Raw genomic sequence first — 22,192 nt, forward strand, 5'->3', positions numbered from 1 at the left:
GTCAGTCGCGCAGCTTCGCCGCGTCCGGGACCCGGATGGTCGCCTCCTGCGCGACGCTCGCCACGAGGCGCCCGTCTCGGCTGAAGATGCGTCCGAGCGCCAGCCCGCGGCCTCCGTTCGCGCTCGGCGACTCCTGCGTGTACAGCAGCCACTCGTCCACCCGGGCCGGCCGGTGCCACCACATCGCGTGGTCCAGGCTCGCCGCCTTGAGGCCGGGGGTCGCCCAGGCGACGCCGTGCCGTCGCATGACCGACTCCATGATCGTGTAGTCGCTGGCATACGCGAGCGCCGCGCGGTGCAGCGCCGGGTCGTCGGGGAGGTCTCCGATGGAGCGGAACCAGACCGCCTGGTGCGCGACGTGCGCGCCCTCGACCGACAGGAAGATGGGCGAGGGCACGTGCCGCATGTCGAACGGCCGCTTGCTGGCCCAGTACTGCGCGACCGGGTGATCGATCTCCTCCAGCGTCTCCGCCGAGTTCGACAGCGACTCCGGGTCGGGCAGGTCGTGCGGCATCTCGACCTGGTGCTCCAGGCCCTCGTCCTCGTCCTGGAACGACGCGATCATCGACAGGATAGGCAGCCCGTTCTGGTACGCCTGGGTGCGCCTGGTCGAGAACGAGCGCCCGTCGTGGATGCGGTCGACCGAGAAGGTGATCGGGTAGTTGACGTCCCCTGGCCGCAGGAAGTAGCCGTGCATCGAGTGGATGCTGCGATCGTCGGCGACCGTGCGGGTCGCCGCGACGATGGACTGCGCGAGCACCTGGCCGCCGAACACGCGGCCCAGCGGCATCCACTGGGACGGGCCGGTGAAGATGTCCTCGCTGGTGCGGGCACCGGTGTCGGTGAGGTCGAGTGCGGTGAGCAGCGATTCCAGGGGCTCTGTCACAGTGTCTCCGTCCGGGGTCTCTAGTAGCTTAGAGGTCAGATGAGCCAGTCGTTTTCCCTCCAGGACACCCTCGCCGCCGCCGACTTGCAGACGTACCTGTCGCGCGCCGCCCGCGTCGAGGAAGGGTCGGTGCGCCTGATCGCAGGATCGGGCGTGCTCGCCGTGTACACCGCCATCCTCTATCCGAGGGGGCTGCTCGACCAGACGCCGACCGTGCTCGGGCTGCGCACCTTCCTGACCGGGAACGACGTCGAGTTCGACGTCGTCGTGCCGATCCGCTCGCTGCTCGACCGGCTCGCGCGCGTGCGCGAAGCCGCGGAGAGCGCTGCTGCCGCCTCCGAGACCGGCGCGGTCGAGGAGGAGGGCCGCGACGGCGACGAGTCCGGAGCGGTGGACGGCGCCGTCGAGAGCGCGCCGTTGGAGGTCCGGCTGCCGATGGAGGCGCCGTCCGTGACGTGGGCGGGCATCTCCCCGCCGCGCGGCGGCTGGCGCCCGGTCGGCGAGACGACCTACGAGCTCCTGCAGGCGACCGCGGCCGCCGGCATCTCCGAGGTCGCGGAGGCCGTGCCGACGGGGACGGGCGAGCAGCTCGTCCAGCGCGTGCGCGCCGAGGTGTGGGGCCGTCCCATCGACCAGCTGGAGTACGTCCCGGCGGGTGCGGCGTTCGCGGCGGAGAGCCTCGGCTTCCTGGCGGCGGGCGAGCCGGTCTCGATCCTGGAGACCGGGCCCTGGACGCGACTGACGACGCGGCGCGGGCACACGCTCATCCGTCGCCAGTCGTGGAGCCTGCGCGGTTAGGTGCAGTGCGGGGCTAGGTGTCCTCGGCGGTCAGACCGCCCGCGCCACCGCGCGCCCGGCCTGGCGCCCGGAGAACAGGCAGCCGCCGAGGAAGGTGCCCTCCAGCGCCCGGTAGCCGTGGACGCCTCCGCCGCCGAAGCCGCTCGCCTCGCCCGCCGCGTAGAGCCCGGGCACCGGTGCGCCGTCGGCGCCGAGCACGCGGCCGTCGAGGTCCGTCTCGATGCCGCCGAGGCTCTTGCGGGTCAGGATGTGCAGCTTCACCGCGATCATCGGCCCGGCCTTCGGATCGGTGAGCTTGTGCGGCGACGCCACCCGGATGAGCTTGTCGCCGCGGTAGGCGCGGGCGCCGCGCACCGCCGCGAGCTGGAGGTCCTTGCCGAACGGGTTGTCGAGCTGACGGTCGCGCTCGCGCACGTGCCGGGTGACCAGCCCGGTGTCGAGCGGGACCTCCGACAGCCGCTGCATCCCGGCGAGCAGCTCGTCCAGGGTGTGCGCCACGACGAAGTCGGCGCCTTTCTCCTTGAACGCCTCCACCGGGCCCGGCGCTCCCGGGCCGACGCGCCTGGCGAGCAACCCGTAGTCCTTGCCCGTCAGGTCGGGGTTCTGCTCGCTGCCGGACAGCGCGAACTCCTTCTCGATGATCTTCTGGGTGAGGATGAACCAGGAGTAGTCCGAGCCGGTCTTCCGGAGGTGCTCCAGCGTCCCGAGCGTGTCGAAGCCGGGGAACAGCGGCGCGGGCAGCCGCTCGCCGCGCGCGTCCAGCCAGAGCGACGACGGCCCGGGCAGGATGCGGATGCCGTGCCGCTGCCAGATCGGGTCCCAGTTCTGGATGCCCTCGGTGTAGTGCCACATCCGGTCGCCGTTGATCAGGCGCGCGCCCGCCGCCTCGGCGATGCCGAGCATCCGCCCGTCGACGTGCGCGGGCACCCCGGAGAGCATGAAGTCCGGGGGAGTGCCGAGCCGCTCCGGCCACGCGGCGCGGACCAGGTCGTGGTTGCCGCCGATCCCGCCGCTGGCGACGACGACCGCGGGCGCGCGCAGCTCGAAGTCCGCGATCCGCTCCCGGTTGCTGGCCGCACCGCGCACGGCGGCGTCGGGCTTCAGGACCGTGCCGCGGACCCCGGCCACGCGGCCGTCCTCCACGATCAGCTCGTCCACCCGGTGGCGGTGCAGGAGGCGGGCCTTCCCCGTCGCCGCTGCGGCCTGCACCTGGCGGACGAACGGCGCGATGACGCCGGGGCCGGTGCCCCAGGTGATGTGGAAGCGCGGCACCGAGTTGCCGTGGCCTTCCGCGGTTCCGTCGCCCCGCTCGGCCCACCCCACCACCGGGAAGAACCGGACGCCCTTCTCGTGCAGCCAGGCGCGCTTCTCGCCGGCGGCGAACTGGAGGTACGCCTCGGCCCAGCGCTTCGGCCAGTGGTCCTCCGCGCGGTCGAAGCCGGCGCTGCCGAACCAGTCCTGGCGGGCGAGGGCGAGCGAGTCGGAGACGCCCATCCTGCGCTGCTCGGGGGAGTCGATGAGGAAGAGCCCGCCGAACGACCAGAACGCCTGCCCGCCGAGGGACGCCGCGGGCTCCTGGTCGAGGATCGTCACCGTCTTCCCGGCGTCAAGGAGCTCGCACGCGGCGACCAGTCCGGCGAGTCCGGCTCCCACGACGAGGCAGTCGGGTTCTGACGTCATGGCGTGTCTCCTTCGGCACGGCGGGAGGGCGAGGGGCGCGCTATTCCTCGAATGTGTTGACCATAGCGAACGCGGCGCGCTCCAGGTAGCTCCAGAGGGTCTCGTCCAGCAGCGGCGGGAGCGCGAGCTCGTCCACCGCGACGCGCATGTGCGCCAGCCAGCGGTCGCGCGCGTCCGGGTTGACCCGGAACGGGTTGTGCCGCATCCGCAGCCGCGGGTGGCCGCGCTGCTCGCTGTAGGTCGTCGGGCCGCCCCAGTACTGCTCCAGGAAGAGCGTGAGCCGCTCCTTGGCGGGGCCGAGGTCCTCCTCCGGGTACATCGGCCGGAGCACCGGGTCGTCCGCGACGCCGCGGTAGAAGTTGTCCACGAGGCGTACGAACGTGGCGTGGCCGCCGAGCTGCTCGAAGAAGGACGGTCCGGCCGGAGGGCCGACGGGGATGGTGGTCATGTCACTCGGCTTCTTCCGCGGGAGGCCGATCGGCCGCCGGAGGCTTCGGGGTGCGGGGCTTGGGGGTCGCCGTGGGCGGGGTCGCGGCGGCGTCGTCCTGCGATGCCGGCTTCGCGGTGGTGGCCGGCTTCGCGGCCGAGGCGGGCTTCGCCGTCGCTGCGCCGGGCTTCGTCTCGATCGCCGGCCGGATGCGGATGGCTCCCGGATCGGGCGCCCGGGTCGCGGTGCGCTTCGCCGCCGCGCGGGCCTTGCGCCCGGTGAGCGGCCGGTCCGGGACGACCGGCGTCGGCCGCGTGCGGGGCGGCTTGGCGCCGCCGACGCTGCCCGCACCGTCGAAGCCGGACAGCACCACGGCCGAGAGCGACGGCAGCGTGACGCCGAGCTCGTCGGTGGCCTGCTTGAGCCGGAGGCGCAGCTCGCGGGAGACGTCGTCCTTCGCCGTCGTGCGGGTCTTCAGCACGATCCGGATCACGATCGCCTCGGCGGAGATCGACTCCAGGCCCCACAGCTCCGGCTTGTCGAGGATGCGCGAGCGCCACTTGGGGCTCGTCGCGAGCGCGGTCGCGGCCTCCATCATCTTCGCCTGCACCGTCTCGATGTCGGCGTCGTACGGCACGGCGAGGTCCACGATCACGCGCGACCAGCCCTGCGACATGTTGCCCACGCGCAGGATCTCGCCGTTGCGGACGAACCAGAGCACGCCGTTGACGTCGCGCACCTGGGTGATCCGGATGCCGACTCCTTCCACGACGCCGGTCGCGGGGCCGAGGTCCACCACGTCGCCGACGCCGAGCTGGTCCTCCATGACCATGAACAGGCCGTTGAGGACGTCCTTGACGATGTTCTGCGCGCCGAAGCCGAGGCCGGCGCCGATCGCGGCGGTGAGGAGGGCGAGCGAGCTGGACGCGCCGGGCGCGACGACCCCGAAGATCAGCACGATGGCGATGATCCCGATCGTCACGTTGACGATGTTGCTCAGCACGGAGCCCAGCGTCCGGGTGCGCTGCACCACCCGCACCGCGGCGAGAGGGGAGGCCACGAGGGCCTGCGTGTCGGTGACGCTCTGCCCCTTCTTGACGCCGCTGACGATCTGCTTCACCACGCGGCGGATGATCACGCGCAGCAGCCAGCTCACCAGGACGGCGCCGGCGATGATGCAGACGACGTTGACGAGGGTCCATCCGGTGCTGACGGCCCAGTCGCCGAGTGAGGTCCAGAAGTTCGCTTTCAGAATGCTCATCGCAGGAAATCCTATCGAGAGCCGCCTTGGCGTCGTCTGGAACGCCTCGCGCCTCAGCTCTCCACAAGCCCGTTCTCGTAGGCGAAGATGACCGCGTGCACGCGGTCGCGCAGTTGCAGCTTGGCGAGGACGCGGCCGACGTGCGTCTTGACCGTCGACTCGGTGAGGAAGAACTTGGCGCCGATCTCGCCGTTGGTCAGGCCGTCCGCCATCGCGAGGAGGATCTCGCGCTCGCGCGGCGTGAGGGCTGCGGTCGGATCGGCGGCCGCGGTCGCGCCCGCGCCGCTCGCGGGCAGCCGGTCGGCGAACAGCTCCAGCATCGAGCGGGTCACGCGGCCGGACACAGCGGCGTCGCCCGCGGCGACGGCCCGAATGGCCGCGGAGAGCTCGGCCGGGCGCGCGTCCTTGAGCAGGAAGCCGCTCGCGCCCGCGCGCAGACCGCCGAAGGCGTACTCGTCCAGGTCGAAGGTGGTGAGGATGATGATGCGCGCGCCCGGGTTCGCCGCGACGATGCGCCTGGTCGCCTCGATGCCGTCCAGGTTCGGCATCCGGACGTCCATCAGGATGACGTCGGGCCGGGTCTCGACGGCGAGCCGCACCGCCTCGACGCCGTCGGCCGCCTCGCCGACCACCTGGAGGTCGGGCTCGGCCTCCAGCACCATCCGGAAGCCCAGCCGGACGAGCGCCTGGTCATCGACGAGCAGGACGCGGAGGGGCTGTGGGTGGCCGGGGTCGGTCATTCGGGTCTCCTGGCGGGGTCGGTGGCGGGGGCGGGGTCGGTGGAGGCCGGTTCGGCGGATGCCGCCTCGGCGGAGGACGGCACGGTCGCGAACTCCGCGACGAGCCGCCAGCCGCCGCCGCGACGCGGTCCGGCCTCCAGCGTCCCACCGTAGAGCGCGACGCGCTCGCGCAGTCCGAGCAGCCCGCTCCCCGAGCCCTGCACCGACCCGGTGTGCACCGTGGCGTCGTCCTCCACGGTGATGCGGGTCACCCGCTCGCCGAACTCGATGGTCACGGCGACCGTGGTCGCGAGGGCGGCGTGTCGGAGGGTGTTGGTGAGCGCCTCCTGGACGACCCGGAAGACCGTGAGCTGCTGCCCGACGTCGGCGGTCGGCGTGCCGGAGACGGTGATCCGCACCGGGAGGCCGGCCGCCCGGAACCGTTCGACCAGTTCGCGCAGGTCGGCGAGCCCGGGCTGCGGAGCGTGGGCCACGGCCTCCTCGTCGCCCGCGCGCAGCACCCCGAGCAGGCGGCGCATGTCGCCGAGGGCGCCGCGGCCGGTCTCCGCGACCAGCCGCATCGTCTCGGCGGAGCGCTCGGGGGCCGTGCTCACGAGGCCGGCGGAGCCGTCGGCGAGGGCGATCATCACCGTCAGGCTGTGCGAGACGATGTCGTGCATCTCACGCGCCACGCGGCTGCGCTCGGCCGCGGTGGCGATCTCCGCCTGCTGGTCGCGCTCCCGGGCGAGCTGGCGGGCGCGATCGATGAGCGCGTTCAGGTAGCGCCGCCGGTTGCCGACGTTGCTGCCGATCAGCACCGCCACGATGCAGAACGCGAGCGCGGCGAAGCCCGACGGCACGGCCTCCGTCGACAGCGGGGCGAAGTCCGGCACCTCGGACACGATGGTCGCGATGGCCAGGGAGACGACGGTCACGACCACCGTGATGCCGTAGCCGATCCACGCCGAGCGCACCGTTCGGTAGACCGCGAGGGCGTAGAGCGCGAACACCGCGGGCACGAAGTCGAGGTTGCGGCCGAGGAAGACGCTGACGACGAGGACGACGATCGCGATCCCGAACACCGCGCGCGGGTGCAGCCGCCGTGCGAAGAGCGCAGCGCCGGCGACGACCACGAGCAGGAGCTGGATCGCCGACGCCAGGCTCGGCGTCCGCACCATGTGGACGATGCCCTCCGCGAGCGACGGCACCAGGTAGACGCCCGCGACGATCGCGTCCACCACCAGCGGGTGCGCACCGAAATAGCGCCGCACCGCCCCGGGCGGCCTCGGGAGTTCGAGGTCGGCCGGGGCGGCGTCGGCTGCGGTCACCGCTGTCGTCACGCGTCCCGTCGCTGCAGCAGGACGGCTCCCACGATGAATGAGACGGCGGTCCAGATGCAGACGGTGAGCACGTTCTGCCACGGCTCCAGGCTGCCGTTCGCGAGCCCGGCTATTCCGTCCCCGTTGTTGTTGATCAGGTAGTGCGACCAGTCGGCGAGCCAGGTGACCTTGGGCAGCAGCCCGATCGCCACCTGGACGAGGATCGGCACGACGAACAGGATGCCGACGACGGCCGCGATACCTCCCGCGCTCGCCTTGATGATCGTCCCGATCCCCAGGGCGAAGACGGCGACCAGGCCGAGATAGACGGCGGCGCCGAGGATGGACCAGAGCGTCGACGCGGCGAACAGCTCGCGGTGGTAGCCCTTGCCGCTCATCACGCCGATCGCGATCGACCAGGACGCGGCCATGCTGACGAGGCCGACGACGAAGGACACGGCGAACAGCATGATCGCCTTGGCCGCCAGCACCGGGAAGCGGTGCGGGACGGCGGCGAACGACGAGCGGATCATCCCGGTCGAGAACTCGCCGCTGATCACGAGGACGCCGAGCACGGCGACGACCAGCTGGGCGAACCGGAGTCCGAACGTGGCCGCCGTCGCGACGATGTTGTTGAGGTCGAGCGTCGCGCCGCGTGGTCCGGACTCGGTGGCGAGGGTCGTGGCGTTAGGGATGGCAGCGCTCAGCAGCGCCGCGAACCCGACCACCAGGACCACGACGGCCACGAGCGTCCAGAACGTCGACCGCAGCGAGCGCAGCTTGATCCACTCCGAGCGCAGCACGCGCAGGAAGCTCAGCCGCCCGACCTCGGCGTGGACGTACCCGGTGGCGGGTGCGGTTGCGGTGCTCATGAGGCGACCTCCGAGTGGTATTCGACCTCGTCCTGCGTGAGTTCGAGGTACGCCTCCTCGAGGGAGGCGCTGAGCGGGGTGAGTTCGTGGAGGGCGATGCCCGCGCCGGCCGCCGCGTCGCCGATCTGCGCCGCGCTGAGCCCGGTGACCTCGATGAGCTGGGCCTCCACGCCGGTGATGGTGACGTCCCCGCCCTGGATGGCGTTGGCGAGCCGCTCGACCTCCGGCGTGCGGACCCGGACCGCGCTGCGCGTCGCGCCGGCGAGGATCTGGTCGACCGGGGCGTCGGCGAGGATGCGCCCACGGCCCAGCACGATGATGTGGTCCGCGGTCTGCGACATCTCGCTCATCAGGTGCGAGGAGAGGAAGACCGTGCGCCCCTGGCCGGCGAGGTGCCGCGCGAACTGGCGCACCCAGAGCACGCCCTCCGGGTCGAGTCCGTTGACCGGCTCGTCCAGGATGAGCGTCGCGGGGTCGCCGAGCATGGCGGCGGCGATCCCGAGCCGCTGGCCCATGCCGAGCGAGAACCCCCCGACGCGCTTGCCCGCGACCGACTCCAGTCCGGTGAGGCCGATGACCTCGTGCACGCGGCGCTTGGAGATCCCGTGGGTCGCGGCCATGGCCAGCAGGTGGTTGTAGGCGGTGCGGCCGGTGTGGACGGCCTTGGCGTCGAGCAGCGCGCCGACCTCCCCGAGCGGCGACCGCAGCTCGGCGTACCGCTTGCCGTTGATGGTCGCGATGCCGTGGGTCGGCCGGTCGAGTCCCATGATCATGCGCATGGTGGTCGACTTGCCCGCGCCGTTCGGCCCGAGGAAGCCGGTGACCTTGCCCGGCTGGATGGTCGCCGAGATGTCGTCGACAGCGGTCTTGCTGCCGAACCTCTTGGTGAGGCGTTCGAGTTGGATCATGGCTCCGAGAGTAGGGCCGGGGGAGGCCTCCCGTCATCGAACCTGAGTACCACCTGCGTGTCGGGAGGGTAGGGCGGTGGGAGGAGGCGTCCGCAGTGTATGTGAAATGCATTACGTGCGATGGGTTGATTTGTCCAAATGCATGCACTTAGGTTGGCGGGCGACGACGTAGTCGACCGATTGGACAACGATGAAACACCGCACCACCTTCGTCATCGCCGCTGCCATGACGGGAGCGCTGACCCTGGGACTCTGTTCGCCCGCGCACGCTGAGGATGAGACGAGCGACGTCCTGGACGCCCTCGCTTCGGTGAGTGAGGGCGCGGGGACCTCACCCGCAGACAACTCGGACGTGCTCAGCCGTGTCGCGGACGTCGAGACGACGGAGAGCGGTGAGCTCGCGATCGCCGAACGTGTCGGCGCGACCGACGTGGCGATTCCGACGGACCCGCGCGACGCCCTCTCGCTTGCCGTCGAGCACGTCGGTATCGAGATCTCGATCGGGCTGCCGTTCGCCGACCAGGCGAAGCGAGCCACCGTCGAGGCGGACGGGATCGTGTCCTACGACAACCGCAACGGCACGACGACGGTCCCGGTCGTCAAGGACGACGGCAGCGTCCAGATCACCACCGTCATCGACAACGCCTCCGCGCCGACCCGGTTCGACTACACGATCGCGCTTCCCGCCGGCGGCTATCTGGAGCAGCTCGACGGCGGCATGATCGTCATCCGGGACGCGGACGGCGGGTTCCAGGGCGGTGTCCTGCCCGCGTGGGCGAAGGATGCCGACGGCGCGGACGTGCCGACGCACTTCGAGGTCGACGGTGGCGTGTTGACGCAGGTGGTCGAGCACGATGTATCGACGGCGTACCCGGTGGTGGCCGATCCGGAGGTGGGTGGCGGACTTCTCGCCGGCTACTGGCAGAACCGGCACGGTACATACAAGGGCAAAGACGTGTGGTCGACGCACCTCTCGGCGTGGGGCGCTGCGCTCTACACCCAAGGCATCGTGGGCATCGAGATCGTCAAGAACCAGGGCTGGACGGAGTGGCGCAACTTTCCGAGGACGCCGGTCACAGCGACCATCGAGCAGCAGTACAAGTGCCACGCCCAGTTCGGCTATGCCGTGTGGTTGTCAGGTGTGTGGTGGGATTTCGAGACGGTGCGTTATTCCCACCCGAACTGGCTGTGGGACCCGCGCCAGTGCAATTGGGAGTGACTCATGGTAGGGCGCAGCTGGAAACGGACGACGGTGGCCGGGGGTCTGGGGATCGTGTGCGCCTTGGCGTTCGCCTCGTGCACGTACTTCGACCCGCGCGCCACAATTGATCCACAGAAGGACTTGGGGTCGGACGCCTACTTGCTGCCGCCCTTGGAGCAACCCGTCGACGTGACCGATGAGGTGTGCCCTAGCCGCTTGGGCTGCGAGAAGGCAGCCCAGTCGGAGCGGGTGCGGATCATGAAGTTCAGCACCTACCCCAAGGCGCAGCTCGAGACCTACAAGCTGGCCCGATCTGGATTCCGCTCGGACCGCCTCGTGATCGAATTCCTGGATCCCGCCATCACGGACGAGGAGTGGAGGTTCGTCACGTCCGGCGTCGACGGAACGTGGACAGCTTCACCCGACTAACAGCGACAAGATGGGGAGCCCGGCATCAGCCGGGCTCCCCATGAGCGTGTCAGCAGCGGATTACCCCTGCGCGTCCCGCGCCTGCGCCGCGAGCGCCCGCTCCACGCCCGCCAGGTTCTCCACCACGAGCCGCCGCAGCGCCGCCGGCTCCTGGTTCGCGTCGAGCCACGCGCGCGTCGCGTCCCGCAGCTCGGCGTTCGCCAGCGGCGCCGGGTACATGCCCGCGACCAGGTACTCCGCGATCTTGTACGTGCGCGACGCCCAGACGTCCTGCAGCGCGGCGAAGTACGGCGCGACGAACGACGCCAGCACCTCCTTGTCGGCCGCGCGCTGGAAGCCCAGGCCCGTGAAGCGGACGATCGTGTTCGGCAGCGCGTCCGAGCCGAACACCGAGTCCCACGCGGCCTGCTTGCCCGCGAGCGTCGGGATGGACGCGCGCGCCTGGGCGGCGAACTGCGCGCCGTTGGCGGTGTTGTCCTCGGCGAGGGCGGCGTCCACCTCCGCGTCGCCCGCGACCCCGCCGGCGACGAGCGCGATGAGGAGCTCCCAGGCCAGGTCCGTGTCCACCGTCAGACCCGGGAGGGTCACCGTCCCGTCGCGCAGGGCGGCGACGTTCGCGAGCTGCTCCGGGGTGGAGGCCAGCGCGGCGAAGAACTTGACGAACTGGAACTGGGCGTCGCTGCCGGCCTCGGCCTGCTGGGCGAGCTCCCACAGGGCGGCCGCGGCCTCCTCGCCGGTCTGCTTCTGGCGCTCGGGCGCGACGTAGCTGCCGGCGGCGAGCACGAGCTGCGTGAGCGTGGTGCGCAGCGTGGTGGACTCGGTCTCCGACGCGATGTTGCCGAGCACGAGGCGTACGTAGTCGCTCGCGGGGGTCTCGGCGTCGCGGGTGGCGTCCCAGACCGCGCCCCAGACGAGCGAGCGGGCGAGCGGGCTCTCGATCGAGGACAGGTGCTCCAGCGCGACGCGGTGCGAGTCCTCGTCGAGGCGGATCTTCGCGTAGGCGAGGTCGTCGTCGTTGAGGAGGATGAGCGCGGGGCGCTTCTGGCCGACCAGCTCGGCGACCTCCGTCCGCTCGCCGTCCACGTCCAGCTCGACGCGCGAGGTACGGACCAGGCGGCCCTCCACCAGGTCGTAGAAGCCGACCGCGAGGCGGTGCGGGCGGATGGTCGGGTAGTCGGCGGCGGCCGTCTGCAGCACGGCGAACGCGGTGATCGTGCCGTCGGCGTCCACCGTCAGCTCCGGGCGGAGGGTGTTGACGCCCGCGGTCTCCAGCCACAGCTTCGACCACTCGGTCAGGTCGCGGCCGCTGGTGGCCTCCAGCTCGACCAGGAGGTCGGTCAGCTCGGTGTTGCCGTGCTGGTGCTTCTTGAAGTACTGCGCGACGCCGGCGAGGAAGTCGTCCTGGCCGACCCACGCAACGAGCTGCTTGAGCACCGAGGCGCCCTTGGCGTACGTGATGCCGTCGAAGTTGACCTGCACGTCCTCCAGGTCGTTGATCGTCGCGACGATCGGGTGCGTGGAGGGCAGCTGGTCCTGGCGGTACGCCCAGCTCTTCTCCATCGCGGCGAACGTGGTCCAGGCCTCGGTCCACTCGGTGGCCTCGGCGGTGGCGAGGGTGGAGGCGTACTCGGCGAACGACTCGTTCAGCCAGAGGTCGTTCCACCACTTCATCGTCACCAGGTCGCCGAACCACATGTGCGCCAGCTCGTGCAGGATCGTGACGACCCGGCGCTCCTTGATCGCGTCGGTGACCTTGGAGCGGAACACGTAGGTCTCGGTGAAGGTCACCGCGCCGGCGTTCTCCATCGCGCCCGCGTTGAACTCGGGGACGAAGAGCTGGTCGTACTTCTCGAACGGGTACGCGTAGTCGAACTTCTCCTCGTAGAACGCGAAGCCCTCGCGGGTCTTCTCGAAGATGTAGTCGGCGTCCAGGAAGCCCGCGAGGCTCTGTCGCGCGTACACGCCGAGCGGGATGGTGCGGCCGTCGCGGCTGGTCAGCTCGCTGTGCACCGACTCGTAGGGGCCGGCGATGAGCGCGGTGATGTAGGAGGAGATGACCGGGGTCGCGGCGAAGGACCAGGTCTTGGCGCCCTCCCCGGCGGCGACGGGCTCCGGGGTGGGGGAGTTGCTGACGACCGACCAGTGCGCGGGGGCGGTCACGGTGAACGTGAACTCGGCCTTCAGGTCGGGCTGCTCGAACACCGCGAACATGCGGCGGGAGTCCGGGACCTCGAACTGGGAGTAGAGGTACACCTCACCGTCGACCGGGTCCACGAAGCGGTGCAGGCCCTCACCGGTGTTGGTGTAGATCATGTCGGCGTCGACCACGAGGGTGTTCTCCGCCGCCAGGCCGTCGAGCTGGATGCGCACGCCGTCCGAGACCGCAGCCGGGTCCAGCTCCACGCCGTTGAGCGTGACCGAGTGGACCGTGCGCGTGATCGCGTCGATGAAGGTCGAGGCGCCCGGCGTCGCGGAGAAGCGCACGGTCGTCGTGCTGCGGAAGGTCTCCGGGCCGGTGGTCAGATCGAGGACGACGTCGTAGCTGCTGGTGCGGACGAGCGACGCGCGCTCCTGGGCTTCGATGCGGGTGAGGTTTTCTCCGGGCAACGCTGACTCCTTGGAAAAAGCGGGATGGGTGTGGATCGTGTCCACCGGATCCACCTTAGTGAGGTGCGCCGGGGAGCGTCGGCGGCCTTCCCTAGACTGTCTCCATGCGCATCCACATCGCCACCGATCACGCCGGTCTCGAGTTCAGTCAGCACCTCCAGGCGCACCTCACCGAGGCCGGCCACGAGGTCGTCGACCACGGCCCGACCGAGTACGACCCGATCGACGACTACCCGGCGTTCTGCATCAATGCGGCCAAGGGCGTCGTCCGCGACCAGCAGGCGGGCGTTGAGGCCCTGGGCGTGGTCTTCGGCGGCTCGGGCAACGGCGAGCAGATCGCGGCCAACAAGGTGCTCGGCGTGCGCGCCGCCCTGGTCTGGAACGAGAGCACCGCCGAGCTCGCCCGCCAGCACAACGATGCCAACGTCATCTCGATCGGCGCCCGCCAGCACACCGTCGAGGAGGCCACCCGCTTCATCGACCTCTTCATCGCCACGCCGTTCTCGCTGGAGGAGCGCCACGTGCGCCGCATCGCGCAGCTCGCGGAGTACGAGGCCACCGGCGACATCGCGGGCAAGAACGTGGACCGCTGATGCCCGAGGGCCACTCCGTCCATCGGATCGCGAAGCAGTTCGCGGTCAACTTCGTCGGTCACCGCGTCGCGGTGTCCTCCCCGCAGGGTCGTTTTGCGGACGACGCGAAGCGCATCGACGGGCACACGATGATCGCCGCGAAGGCGGTCGGCAAGCAGATGTTCCTGGAGTTCGACAACGAGCTCTGGCTGCGCATCCACCTCGGCATCTACGGCGCCTGGGACTTCGCGGGCGACATCAGCATCGACCCGACCATCGCGAGCGCGAACGGGCGGATGGGCCAGACGAACCAGACCGGGACGGTCCTTGATGAGGCGGGCGAGAACTCCCTGCACTCCATCGGCGCTCCCCGCCGAACCCGGCTGCGCATGTCGGAGTCGGAGAAGGTGGAGGCCGACATCGACGTCTTCCCGCCGGAGCCCATCGGCCAGGTCCGAGTCCGGCTGCTGACGGACACCGCGGTCGCAGACCTCCGCGGGCCGACGGCCTGCGAAGTGCTCGACCCCGCCGAGGTGGACGCGGTGATCGCGAAGCTCGGCCCCGACCCTCAGGTGGACCACGGCCCGGAGGCCGAGGAGGCATTCGTGGCGAAGGTCCGTAAGAAGCCGACCGCCATCGCGCTGCTGCTCATGGACCAGAGCGTCGTGAGCGGCATCGGCAACGTCTACCGCGCCGAGCTGCTGTTCCGCGCCAGACAGAACCCGCACACGCCGGGCAAGCTCGTCCCGGAGGACACCGTCCGGGAGCTGTGGCGCGACTGGGTGCACCTTCTCAAGATCGGCGTCGAGACCGGCCAGATGATGACGATGGACGACCTGGACGAGGAGTCGTACCGCAAGGCGATGGCCAAGCGCGAGGACCGGCACTGGGTCTACAAGCGCGAGGGCCTGCCGTGCCGGGTCTGCGGAACGCACATCGTGATGGAGGAGCTGGGCGGCCGCAAGCTGTACTGGTGCCCGAAGGATCAGAAGTAAGGAGCGCTCCGTGCGTCAGAACCCCAGCTTCACGCTGACCGACCGGGTCGAGATCGAGCGGATCATCCGCGAGAACCCGTGGGGCACCTTCGTGAGCAACGCCTCGACCGGGCTGGTCGCCTCGCACTATCCGGTCATCCTCGACGACACGCGCGAGGAGCTCAGCATCGTCAGCCACGTCGGCCGGCCCGACGAGCAGCTGCACGAGCTGGGCGAGCACGAGCTGCTGGTGATCCTCCAGGGCCCGCACGGCTACATCTCGTCGTCCTGGTACGACGCCGACCCGGCCGTGCCGACCTGGAACTTCGTCGCCGTCCACCTCTCGGGCGTGCCCGAGTTGCTGAGTCCGGAGGAGAACCTCCAGGTGCTGGAGAAGCTGGTCGACCACTTCGAGCGCGAGCTGCCGGAGCCGCGGCGGATGCGGGGGACGCTGGAGGACGAGCGCTACGCCGAGCGCATCTCCTCCGGCACGGTCGGCGTGCGGCTGACGCCGACGAGGATCGTCGCCAAGCAGAAGATGAGCCAGAACCGCCCCGACCACATCGTGGACTCGATCATGACCGAGCTCGGCGGCGGCTCGCCGTACGCGAGCCCGGCGCTGCTGCGTGAGATGCAGCTCGTGCACGACCGCCGCCGCGCGGCGCGATGACGCTCCTCCTGGCGGACGCGCGGCTCCCCGGGTCGGGTGACCTGGTCGATGTGACCGTCCGTGCCGGCAGGATCGCGTCCATCGCCCCAGCCGGTGCTCCCGGCGAGCGCTGCCTGGAGCGCCTCCCGCTCGACGGGCGGTGGCTCATCCCCGGACTGTGGGACCAGCACGTCCACTTCACCCAGTGGGCGCAGACCGCGCGTCGACTGGACGTGTCCCGCGCGTCGTCGGCGGCGGAGGCGGCCGGCCTGGTGCGCTCGCGCGCCGAGCGGGATCCCGGGACGGACGTACTGGTCGGCTTCGGCTTCCACGACGCGCTGTGGCCCGACCTCCCGACCCGCGGGCTCCTCGACGCCGTCGCGGGGGACCGGCCCGTGGTGCTGATCGCGGGCGACCTGCACTGCTCGTGGCTCAACACGGCCGCGTTCGAGCGCTTCGCGCCGGGCGCGGACGGTGCGCTGTTACGGGAGGACGCGAGCTTCGCCCTGACGAGCCGGCTCACGCCCTCCGACGAGGCCACGCTCGACCGGTGGGCCGCGGAGGCCGCTGACGCCGCGGCAGCGCGCGGTGTGGTCGGGATCGTGGACCTGGAGTACGGCGGGAACCTGGAGGTGTGGACGCGCCGGTTCGCCGCAGGGTTCCACAGCCTGCGGGTCGAGTTCGGCGTCTACCGCGACCGCCTGGCCGACGCGGTCGCCCTCGGACTGCGCACCGGCGCCCCGGTGGAGGGCACGGACGGCCTCCTCACGATGGGCCCCTTCAAGGTCATCTCGGACGGCTCGCTGAACACCCGCACCGCGCTGTGCCTGCACCCGTACCCGGACGGCGGCCACGGCGTCGCGAACCTGACGCCGGCCGAGCTGCTGGCGGACCTGCGGTTCGCGGCCGGGAACGGCATCGAGCCAGCCGTGCACGCGATCGGCGACGAGGCCAACCGGCTCGCGCTCGACGCGTTCGAGGCGCTGGGCGCGGGTGGCCGCATCGAGCACGCGCAGCTCATCGACCCGGCCGACATCCCCCGGTTCGCCGCGCTCGGGGTCGTGGCGAGCGTCCAGCCCGAGCACGCGATGGACGACCGCGACGTGGCCGACCGACTCTGGGCCGGCCGCGCCGCCGACGCGTTCCCGCTCGCGGCGCTGCTCGCCTCCGGCGCCCGGCTGGCGTTCGGCTCGGACGCGCCGGTCGCGCCGCTCGACCCGTGGGGGGCCGTCGCCTCGGCGGCCGGGCGCACGCGGGACGGCCGGGAGCCGTGGCATCCCGAGCAGCGCATCCCGGTGGAGGCCGCCCTGGCCGCCTCCACCCGGACGCGCGTCGCCGTCGGCGAGCCCGCCGACCTCGCCGTCGTGGAGAGCGACCCGCTCGGCGCGACCCCCGACGAACTGCGCGGGATGCGCGTCGCCGCCACCCTCCTCGCCGGCCGCCTCACCCACGACGCCCTCTGACCCGCCGAGGGGCACGTCGTTGTCACTTCGGACGCCCGAAAGCGACAACGACGTGCCCCTCGGCGCAGGGGATAACCCCGCACGTTTCGGGAGGGTCGCGGGATGGGGCCGCGCCCGCAGTTTCGCGAGGCTGGAGGCATGAACGAACAGAGCACCGTCCCGCTGGCCGCGGGCGACATCCCCGGCGCGGCCGCCGCGTCTGCCAGTCTGGATGCCGTGACCCCATCCTCCGCCGCCCCGCGCGCCGTCTCCCGTACGTCGTACGGGTCGCTGTGGCGCGGGGTCCCGCGCGAGCTCGGCTTCCTGCTGCTGACCATGCCCATCGCGATCATCGGCCTCTCGGTGCTCGCGTCGCTGTTCTGGACCGGCCTCGGCACCATCGTCATCTACGTCGGCTTCCTCATCGTCGTCGCGACCTTCTACGCGGCGCGCGCGTTCGGCGTCGTCGAGCTGACGCGCCTGGACTGGGCGGGGAGGCCCGCCATCCCGCGCCCGGTGTGGGACCCCGCCGACAAGCCGCGAACGTTCTGGCGCATCCTCTTCGGCCCGTGGGCGAACGGCCACTACTGGCTGTACCTGCTGCACGGGATGATCATCAACCCGATCGTCAGCGTGGTGAGCTGGAGCATCACGATCGCGTGGACGTCCGTCGCCCTCGGCGGCCTGACCGGCTGGCTCTGGCTCGGCTTCATCCCGCAAGGGAACCGCGAGTTCTTCCTCTCCCGGGTGGTGGTTGACGCGGTCTTCGGCATCCACTCGACGTTCGACCCGGTCGCCGGGGACCGCATCCTCTACCTGATCGCCGGCATCCTGTTCGCCGCGACCCTGCCGTTCGTCACCCGCGCCCTCACCCTGTTGCACCACGCCGTCGCCCGCGGCCTCCTCGGCGCCTGGCCGTCCGAGGCCCTGCAGCGCGAGGTCGCGGACCTGTCGGCCCAGCGCGGCGCAGCCGTCTCCGCCGAGGACCAGTCGCTGCGCCGCCTGGAGCGCGACCTCCACGACGGCCCGCAGCAGCGGCTCATCCGGCTGCAGATGGACATCGCCGCCGCCGAGCGCAAGCTCTCCGACGACCCGGAGGCTGCCGCGTCGCTGCTCCGCGAGGCGCGCAAGCAGGCCGGGGACACCCTGGAGGAGCTGCGCGCCCTGTCCCGCGGCTTCGCCCCGCCGATCCTCCAGGACCGCGGCCTCGGCGCGGCGGTCGACTCGCTCGCCGCACGCAGCACCATCCCGCTGACGGTCGAGTCGACGCTGGAGCCGGGGGAGCGGTTCAGCCCCGAAGTCGAGCGCAACGCCTACTACGTGCTGGCCGAGCTGTCCGCGAACCTCGCCAAGCACTCCGGCGCGACCGCCGGCCGGCTGGTGCTGGAGCGGACCGTCGACACCGCGGGCGCCCCGTGGCTCTCGGTGTGGTTGACCGACAACGGCCACGGCGGCGCGACCATCGTGCCGGGGCACGGGCTGAGCGGGCTGGCCGAGCGGGTGCACGGCCTCCGCGGCGAGCTCGTGGTGGACAGCCCCGAGGGCGGCCCGACGGCGATCGGCGCGCGCCTGCCGCTGACGTGATCGCCGCCACATTCGGCCCGAATGTCCGGATTCGCCGCCGCATTCGCGACATTCGGCACGAATCGCCGGGCCCTAGGGTGGAGGGGTGCGTGAACCCGGCCCCTCCGCCTCGTCGTCGCGGACGACTCCGTCCTCCTCCGCGAGGGCCTCGCGCGCCTCTTCGACGAGGCCGGCTTCGAGACCGTGGGAGCGTTCGGCGAAGCGGACTCCCTGCTCGCCGCCCTCCCGTCGCTGACGCCCGACGTGGCGGTGCTGGACGTCCGGATGCCGCCGACGTTCCGCGACGAGGGCGTCCGTGCCGCTCTCACGCTGCGATCGACGTTCCCCGCGGTGGGTGTCCTGCTGCTGAGCCAGTACGTGGAGGGCACCTACGCCCAGGAGCTGCTGGCCAGCGGCCGCGGCGGCACCGGCTACCTCCTGAAGGACCGCATCGCCTCCCTGGACGAGCTGCGCGACGCCGTCTCCAGGATCGCGGCGGGCGGAACGGTCCTCGACCCGGAGGTGGTGCGCGAGCTGCTGGTGCGCCGCACGGACCCGCTGGGCGCCCTGACACCGCGCGAGCGCGACGTCCTGACGCTGATGGCGGAAGGCCGCACGAACGCCGCGATCGGCGCGCGGCTGGTCATCGGGGTGGGCGCGGTGGAGAAGAACGTGACGTCGATCTTCCAGAAGCTGGCGCTGGAGGACTCGGGGGACGACCACCGGCGGGTGCTGGCGGTGCTGGCGTACCTGCAGCGGTGACCCGCAACGACCGAAGGGCACGTAAACGCCCCTAAAACTGCGGTTCAGGGGCGTTTACGTGCCCTTCGGCGAGTGCAAACGAGGGGATGACGGGAATCGAACCCGCGTAATCAGTTTGGAAGACTGAGGCTCTACCATTGAGCTACATCCCCGAAGGCCGTCCTGGCGCGGATGGCCGACGACCATCGTAGTACACGCGGGGGATGCCCGCGTGCAGTAGACTTGCGCACGGTCTTTCGCACCGCTTGAAGCCGGGGCGTAGCTCAGCTTGGCTAGAGCGCCCGCTTTGGGAGCGGGAGGTCGCAGGTTCGAATCCTGTCGCCCCGACGAGGACCTCGTTCCTTGCGAGTAGACCATCGTTCGAACATTCAGGAGAACCCAGACATCGTGAAGACCACGGTCGAGAAGCTCAGCCCCACGCGTACCAAGCTCATCATCTCGGTGACGCCGGAGGAACTGCAGCCGTCCATCAAGCACGCCTACGAGCACATCGCGGAGCAGGTGAGCATCCCCGGTTTCCGCAAGGGCAAGGTGCCGCCGCCCATCATCGACCAGCGGGTCGGCAAGGCCGCCGTCCTGGAGCACGCGGTCAACGAGGGCCTCGACACCTTCTACCGCCAGGCGGTCGAGGAGAACGACGTGCGTCCGCTCGGCCGGCCGCAGGCCGACATCACCGAGTGGCCCAGCGAGAGCGACTTCTCGGGTGACCTTCTGCTCACCATCGAGGTCGACACCCGCCCGGAGGTCACCCTTCCCGACTTCGGCGACATCACCCTCACCGTCGACGCCGCCGAGGTGTCCGTCGACGACGTCGAGGAGGAGCTCGACCGCCTGCGCAGCCGCTTCGGCACGCTCGTCACGGTCGACCGCCCGGCCAAGTCCGGCGACTTCGCCCAGATCGACCTGACCGCCGTCATCGGCGGCGAGGAGGTCGACACCGCCGCGAACATCTCTTACGAGATCGGCTCCGGCGAGCTCATCGACGGCATCGACGAGGCGCTCGACACGCTGACCGCCGGCGAGACCACCACCTTCGAGGCCCCGCTCATGGGCGGCGACCACGAGGGCGAGAACGCCCAGATCACCGTCACCCTGAACGCCGTCAAGGAGCGCGAGCTCCCGGAGGCCGACGACGACTTCGCGCAGATCGCCAGCGAGTTCGACACCATCGGCGAGCTCCGCACCAGCCTCCGCGGCCAGGTCGAGCGCGCAAAGTCGTTCGGCCAGGGCACCGCGGCGCGCGACCAGCTGGTCGACAAGCTGCTCGAGCTGGTGGAGATCCCGGTCCCCGCCTCGCTGGTCGAGGACGAGGTGCACCGCCACCTGGAGCAGGAGAACCGCCTCGAGGACGACGAGCACCGCGCCGAGGTCACCGAGTCGAGCGAGAAGACCTTCCGCACGCAGATCCTGCTGGACGAGGTCGCGCAGGCGGAGGACGTCAAGGTCAGCCAGGACGAGCTCACCCAGTACCTCGTGCAGGGCGCCGCCCAGTACGGCATGGACCCGAACGAGTTCGTCAAGATCCTCAGCGAGAACGGCCAGATCCCGTCGATGGTCGGCGAGGTCGCCCGCAACAAGGCGCTCGCGATCATCCTCGGTAAGACCGAGGTCGTCGACACCAACGGCAAGAAGGTCGACCTCAGCGAGTTCGTCGCCCTCCCCGGCGACGAGGACGCGGACGAGGACGCTGCGGCCGACGACGCCGCTGCCGAGGCCCCGGCCGAGGAGCCGGCCGCCGAGGAGAAGCCGAAGAAGCGCGCCGCCAAGAAGAAGGCGGAGTAACCTCCCCTCATCCACGAAGGCCGGGCACCCCTCTGGGACGCCCGGCCTTCGTGCGTCTAGGGGACGCGACACGCCGTCTGGCACGATGGGTGACGGCGAGTTGCGACCCCTGCGTGGCGCATCGCGGCGAGGAGGGCGACATGGACGACTGGCGACAGCGGGTGGACGCGGTGTGGGCCGCGGCCGACGACGCGGGGAGGCCGCCACGGTGGCGGCCATCGACGCACTCGTCGCCGAGCGCCCCGAAGGCGACGCCGAAGCGCTCTTCGAAGCTGCCGGCGCGCGCGATTTCGCCGGACGGGAGGCCGAGGCCGAGCCGCTGTACCGTGCAGCGCTGGCGGCGGACATCGGCGAGCCGGAGCGCGGCCAGGCGATCGTCCAGCTCGCGAGCACGCTCCGCAACCTCGACCGCCCGGACGAGGCGCTCGGCCTGCTGCGGGACTTCCTCTTAGCCGAGCCTGAGCACCCGCTCGCCGACGCCGCGCGCGCCTTCGCGGCGCTCGCCCTGTTCGACGACGGCTTCCCCGCCGATGCCCTGCGCGAGGCGCTCGGGGCACTCGCCCCGCACCTGCCGCGCTACCGCCGGGCGGTGGAGGCCTACGCCGCCGCGCTGGACGACGACTGACGCGCCGCGGCAGGCGCCGCGCGACACCCGCTCTGCCCAGGGCGAACAGCGCGGAAATGCGTTCAACGCTCCGATAGATTCGATGCCAAGCGACAAAGGAAACGGAGCGAACAATGGCCGACATGGGTATCCAGCCCAATGTTTTCGACAGACTGCTGAAGGACCGGATCATCTGGCTCGGTTCCGAGGTGCGCGACGAGAACGCCAACGAGATCGCCGCGAAGCTGCTGCTCCTCGCCGCAGAAGACCCCAAGCGTGACATCTACCTGTACATCAACTCTCCCGGCGGCTCGATCACCGCGGGAATGGCCATCTACGACACCATGCAGTTCGTCCCGAACGACATCGTCACGGTCGGCATCGGCATGGCCGCCTCGATGGGTCAGCTCCTGCTGACCGCGGGCACCAAGGGCAAGCGGTACATCACGCCGAACGCGCGCGTGCTGCTGCACCAGCCGCACGGCGGCTTCGGCGGCACCGCCAGCGACATCCAGACCCAGGCCCAGTTGATCCTCGACATGAAGAAGCGTCTGGCCGAGATCACCGCGTCGGCGACCGGCAAGTCGGTCGAGCAGATCAACGCCGACGGCGACCGCGACCGCTGGTTCAGCGCCCAGGAGGCCCTGGACTACGGCTTCGTCGACCACATCCGGGAGTCCGCGCTCGACGTCTCCGGCGGCGGCGGCACCGACCAGGACGCCAAGTAGCAGACCGCC

20 protein-coding genes, 2 tRNA genes and 1 pseudogene are annotated in these 22,192 nt (G+C 71.0%); 13 read left to right on the forward strand and 10 right to left on the reverse strand.

Annotated elements, in window-relative coordinates; translation table 11 throughout:
* Position 1: 1 nt before the first annotated feature.
* Complete coding sequence (locus ACQ86L_RS01130; protein ID WP_434317328.1) at positions 2 to 886, reverse strand: acyl-CoA thioesterase; 885 nt, start codon at positions 884 to 886, stop codon at positions 2 to 4.
* Positions 887 to 925: 39 nt separating this feature from the next.
* Here ACQ86L_RS01130 and ACQ86L_RS01135 point away from each other — a divergent pair, with 39 nt between their 5' ends.
* Positions 926 to 1,684, forward strand: a complete 759-nt coding sequence (locus ACQ86L_RS01135; RefSeq protein WP_434317329.1) for a hypothetical protein — start codon at positions 926 to 928, stop codon at positions 1,682 to 1,684.
* A 30-nt stretch (positions 1,685 to 1,714) separates the two neighbouring features.
* On the opposite strand, the gene ACQ86L_RS01140 is transcribed toward ACQ86L_RS01135, so the two are convergent.
* Genes ACQ86L_RS01140 through ACQ86L_RS01170 form a run of 7 tightly spaced genes read right to left on the reverse strand, consistent with a single transcriptional unit; the run spans position 1,715 to position 8,870 of the window.
* On the reverse strand, positions 1,715 to 3,364 hold the full coding sequence (locus tag ACQ86L_RS01140) for an FAD-binding dehydrogenase (protein WP_434317330.1): 1,650 nt from the start codon (positions 3,362 to 3,364) through the stop codon (positions 1,715 to 1,717).
* Between the two features lie 40 nt (positions 3,365 to 3,404).
* Positions 3,405 to 3,812 (reverse strand): globin, encoded by a 408-nt coding sequence (locus tag ACQ86L_RS01145; protein ID WP_434317331.1) that lies wholly within the window; start codon positions 3,810 to 3,812, stop codon positions 3,405 to 3,407.
* Between the two features lies 1 nt (position 3,813).
* Positions 3,814 to 5,052, reverse strand: coding sequence for a mechanosensitive ion channel family protein (locus ACQ86L_RS01150; RefSeq protein ID WP_434317332.1), 1,239 nt, complete (start codon positions 5,050 to 5,052; stop codon positions 3,814 to 3,816).
* A 53-nt stretch (positions 5,053 to 5,105) separates the two neighbouring features.
* Positions 5,106 to 5,792 (reverse strand): response regulator, encoded by a 687-nt coding sequence (locus ACQ86L_RS01155; protein ID WP_434317333.1) that lies wholly within the window; start codon positions 5,790 to 5,792, stop codon positions 5,106 to 5,108.
* Positions 5,789 to 7,099: a sensor histidine kinase gene (locus ACQ86L_RS01160; protein ID WP_434317334.1), complete on the reverse strand. Its 1,311-nt coding sequence runs from the start codon at positions 7,097 to 7,099 to the stop codon at positions 5,789 to 5,791. Before ACQ86L_RS01160 ends, ACQ86L_RS01155 begins: the two co-directional genes overlap by 4 nt.
* Before the next feature lie 8 nt (positions 7,100 to 7,107).
* Positions 7,108 to 7,962, reverse strand: a complete 855-nt coding sequence (locus ACQ86L_RS01165) for an ABC transporter permease subunit (protein ID WP_434317335.1) — start codon at positions 7,960 to 7,962, stop codon at positions 7,108 to 7,110.
* Positions 7,959 to 8,870, reverse strand: a complete 912-nt coding sequence (locus ACQ86L_RS01170) for an ATP-binding cassette domain-containing protein (protein ID WP_434317336.1) — start codon at positions 8,868 to 8,870, stop codon at positions 7,959 to 7,961. Before ACQ86L_RS01170 ends, ACQ86L_RS01165 begins: the two co-directional genes overlap by 4 nt.
* Before the next feature lie 190 nt (positions 8,871 to 9,060).
* On the opposite strand from ACQ86L_RS01170, the gene ACQ86L_RS01175 reads away from it, so the two are divergent.
* Together ACQ86L_RS01175 and ACQ86L_RS01180 are read left to right on the forward strand one after the other, a co-directional pair.
* Positions 9,061 to 10,089, forward strand: a complete 1,029-nt coding sequence (locus ACQ86L_RS01175; protein WP_434317337.1) for a hypothetical protein — start codon at positions 9,061 to 9,063, stop codon at positions 10,087 to 10,089.
* Positions 10,090 to 10,152: 63 nt separating this feature from the next.
* A complete protein-coding gene (locus ACQ86L_RS01180; protein ID WP_434317338.1) occupies positions 10,153 to 10,500 on the forward strand; it encodes a hypothetical protein in 348 nt (115 codons plus the stop codon).
* Between the two features lie 60 nt (positions 10,501 to 10,560).
* Here ACQ86L_RS01180 and pepN read toward each other — a convergent pair whose 3' ends face one another.
* A complete protein-coding gene (gene pepN, locus ACQ86L_RS01185) occupies positions 10,561 to 13,107 on the reverse strand; it encodes an aminopeptidase N (protein WP_434317339.1) in 2,547 nt (848 codons plus the stop codon).
* A gap of 104 nt (positions 13,108 to 13,211) precedes the next feature.
* On the opposite strand from pepN, the gene ACQ86L_RS01190 reads away from it, so the two are divergent.
* The 6 genes and pseudogenes from ACQ86L_RS01190 to ACQ86L_RS01215 all read left to right on the forward strand — a co-directional run.
* Positions 13,212 to 13,700: a ribose-5-phosphate isomerase gene (locus tag ACQ86L_RS01190; protein ID WP_345839238.1), complete on the forward strand. Its 489-nt coding sequence runs from the start codon at positions 13,212 to 13,214 to the stop codon at positions 13,698 to 13,700.
* Positions 13,700 to 14,674: an Fpg/Nei family DNA glycosylase gene (locus ACQ86L_RS01195; RefSeq protein WP_434317340.1), complete on the forward strand. Its 975-nt coding sequence runs from the start codon at positions 13,700 to 13,702 to the stop codon at positions 14,672 to 14,674. The genes ACQ86L_RS01190 and ACQ86L_RS01195 overlap by 1 nt, the downstream gene beginning before the upstream one ends.
* 10 nt (positions 14,675 to 14,684) lie before the next feature.
* Positions 14,685 to 15,323, forward strand: a complete 639-nt coding sequence (locus tag ACQ86L_RS01200) for an FMN-binding negative transcriptional regulator (protein ID WP_434317341.1) — start codon at positions 14,685 to 14,687, stop codon at positions 15,321 to 15,323.
* Positions 15,320 to 16,765 (forward strand): amidohydrolase, encoded by a 1,446-nt coding sequence (locus ACQ86L_RS01205; protein WP_434317342.1) that lies wholly within the window; start codon positions 15,320 to 15,322, stop codon positions 16,763 to 16,765. Before ACQ86L_RS01200 ends, ACQ86L_RS01205 begins: the two co-directional genes overlap by 4 nt.
* A 138-nt stretch (positions 16,766 to 16,903) precedes the next feature.
* Positions 16,904 to 18,328 carry a sensor histidine kinase gene (locus ACQ86L_RS01210; RefSeq protein ID WP_434317343.1) on the forward strand — a complete coding sequence of 475 codons (1,425 nt, stop codon included), beginning with the start codon at positions 16,904 to 16,906 and terminating at the stop codon, positions 18,326 to 18,328.
* Between the two features lie 99 nt (positions 18,329 to 18,427).
* Positions 18,428 to 19,069: pseudogene (locus ACQ86L_RS01215) on the forward strand (response regulator transcription factor); the annotation flags it as partial.
* Between the two features lie 81 nt (positions 19,070 to 19,150).
* Here the strand turns inward: ACQ86L_RS01215 and ACQ86L_RS01220 are convergent.
* Positions 19,151 to 19,221, reverse strand: a tRNA-Gly gene (locus ACQ86L_RS01220).
* 100 nt (positions 19,222 to 19,321) lie between these two features.
* Here ACQ86L_RS01220 and ACQ86L_RS01225 point away from each other — a divergent pair.
* The 4 genes from ACQ86L_RS01225 (at position 19,322) to ACQ86L_RS01240 (ending at position 22,183) form a co-directional block, all read left to right on the forward strand.
* A tRNA-Pro gene (locus ACQ86L_RS01225) sits at positions 19,322 to 19,396 on the forward strand.
* 60 nt (positions 19,397 to 19,456) lie between these two features.
* Positions 19,457 to 20,851 carry a trigger factor gene (tig, locus tag ACQ86L_RS01230; protein ID WP_434317344.1) on the forward strand — a complete coding sequence of 465 codons (1,395 nt, stop codon included), beginning with the start codon at positions 19,457 to 19,459 and terminating at the stop codon, positions 20,849 to 20,851.
* A 208-nt stretch (positions 20,852 to 21,059) separates the two neighbouring features.
* Complete coding sequence (locus ACQ86L_RS01235; protein ID WP_434317345.1) at positions 21,060 to 21,476, forward strand: tetratricopeptide repeat protein; 417 nt, start codon at positions 21,060 to 21,062, stop codon at positions 21,474 to 21,476.
* Positions 21,477 to 21,589: 113 nt separating this feature from the next.
* Positions 21,590 to 22,183: an ATP-dependent Clp protease proteolytic subunit gene (locus tag ACQ86L_RS01240; RefSeq protein ID WP_369963546.1), complete on the forward strand. Its 594-nt coding sequence runs from the start codon at positions 21,590 to 21,592 to the stop codon at positions 22,181 to 22,183.
* Positions 22,184 to 22,192 lie beyond the last annotated feature (9 nt).

Source organism: Leifsonia sp. P73, from assembly GCF_051059105.1.
GTDB lineage: Bacteria > Actinomycetota > Actinomycetes > Actinomycetales > Microbacteriaceae > Leifsonia.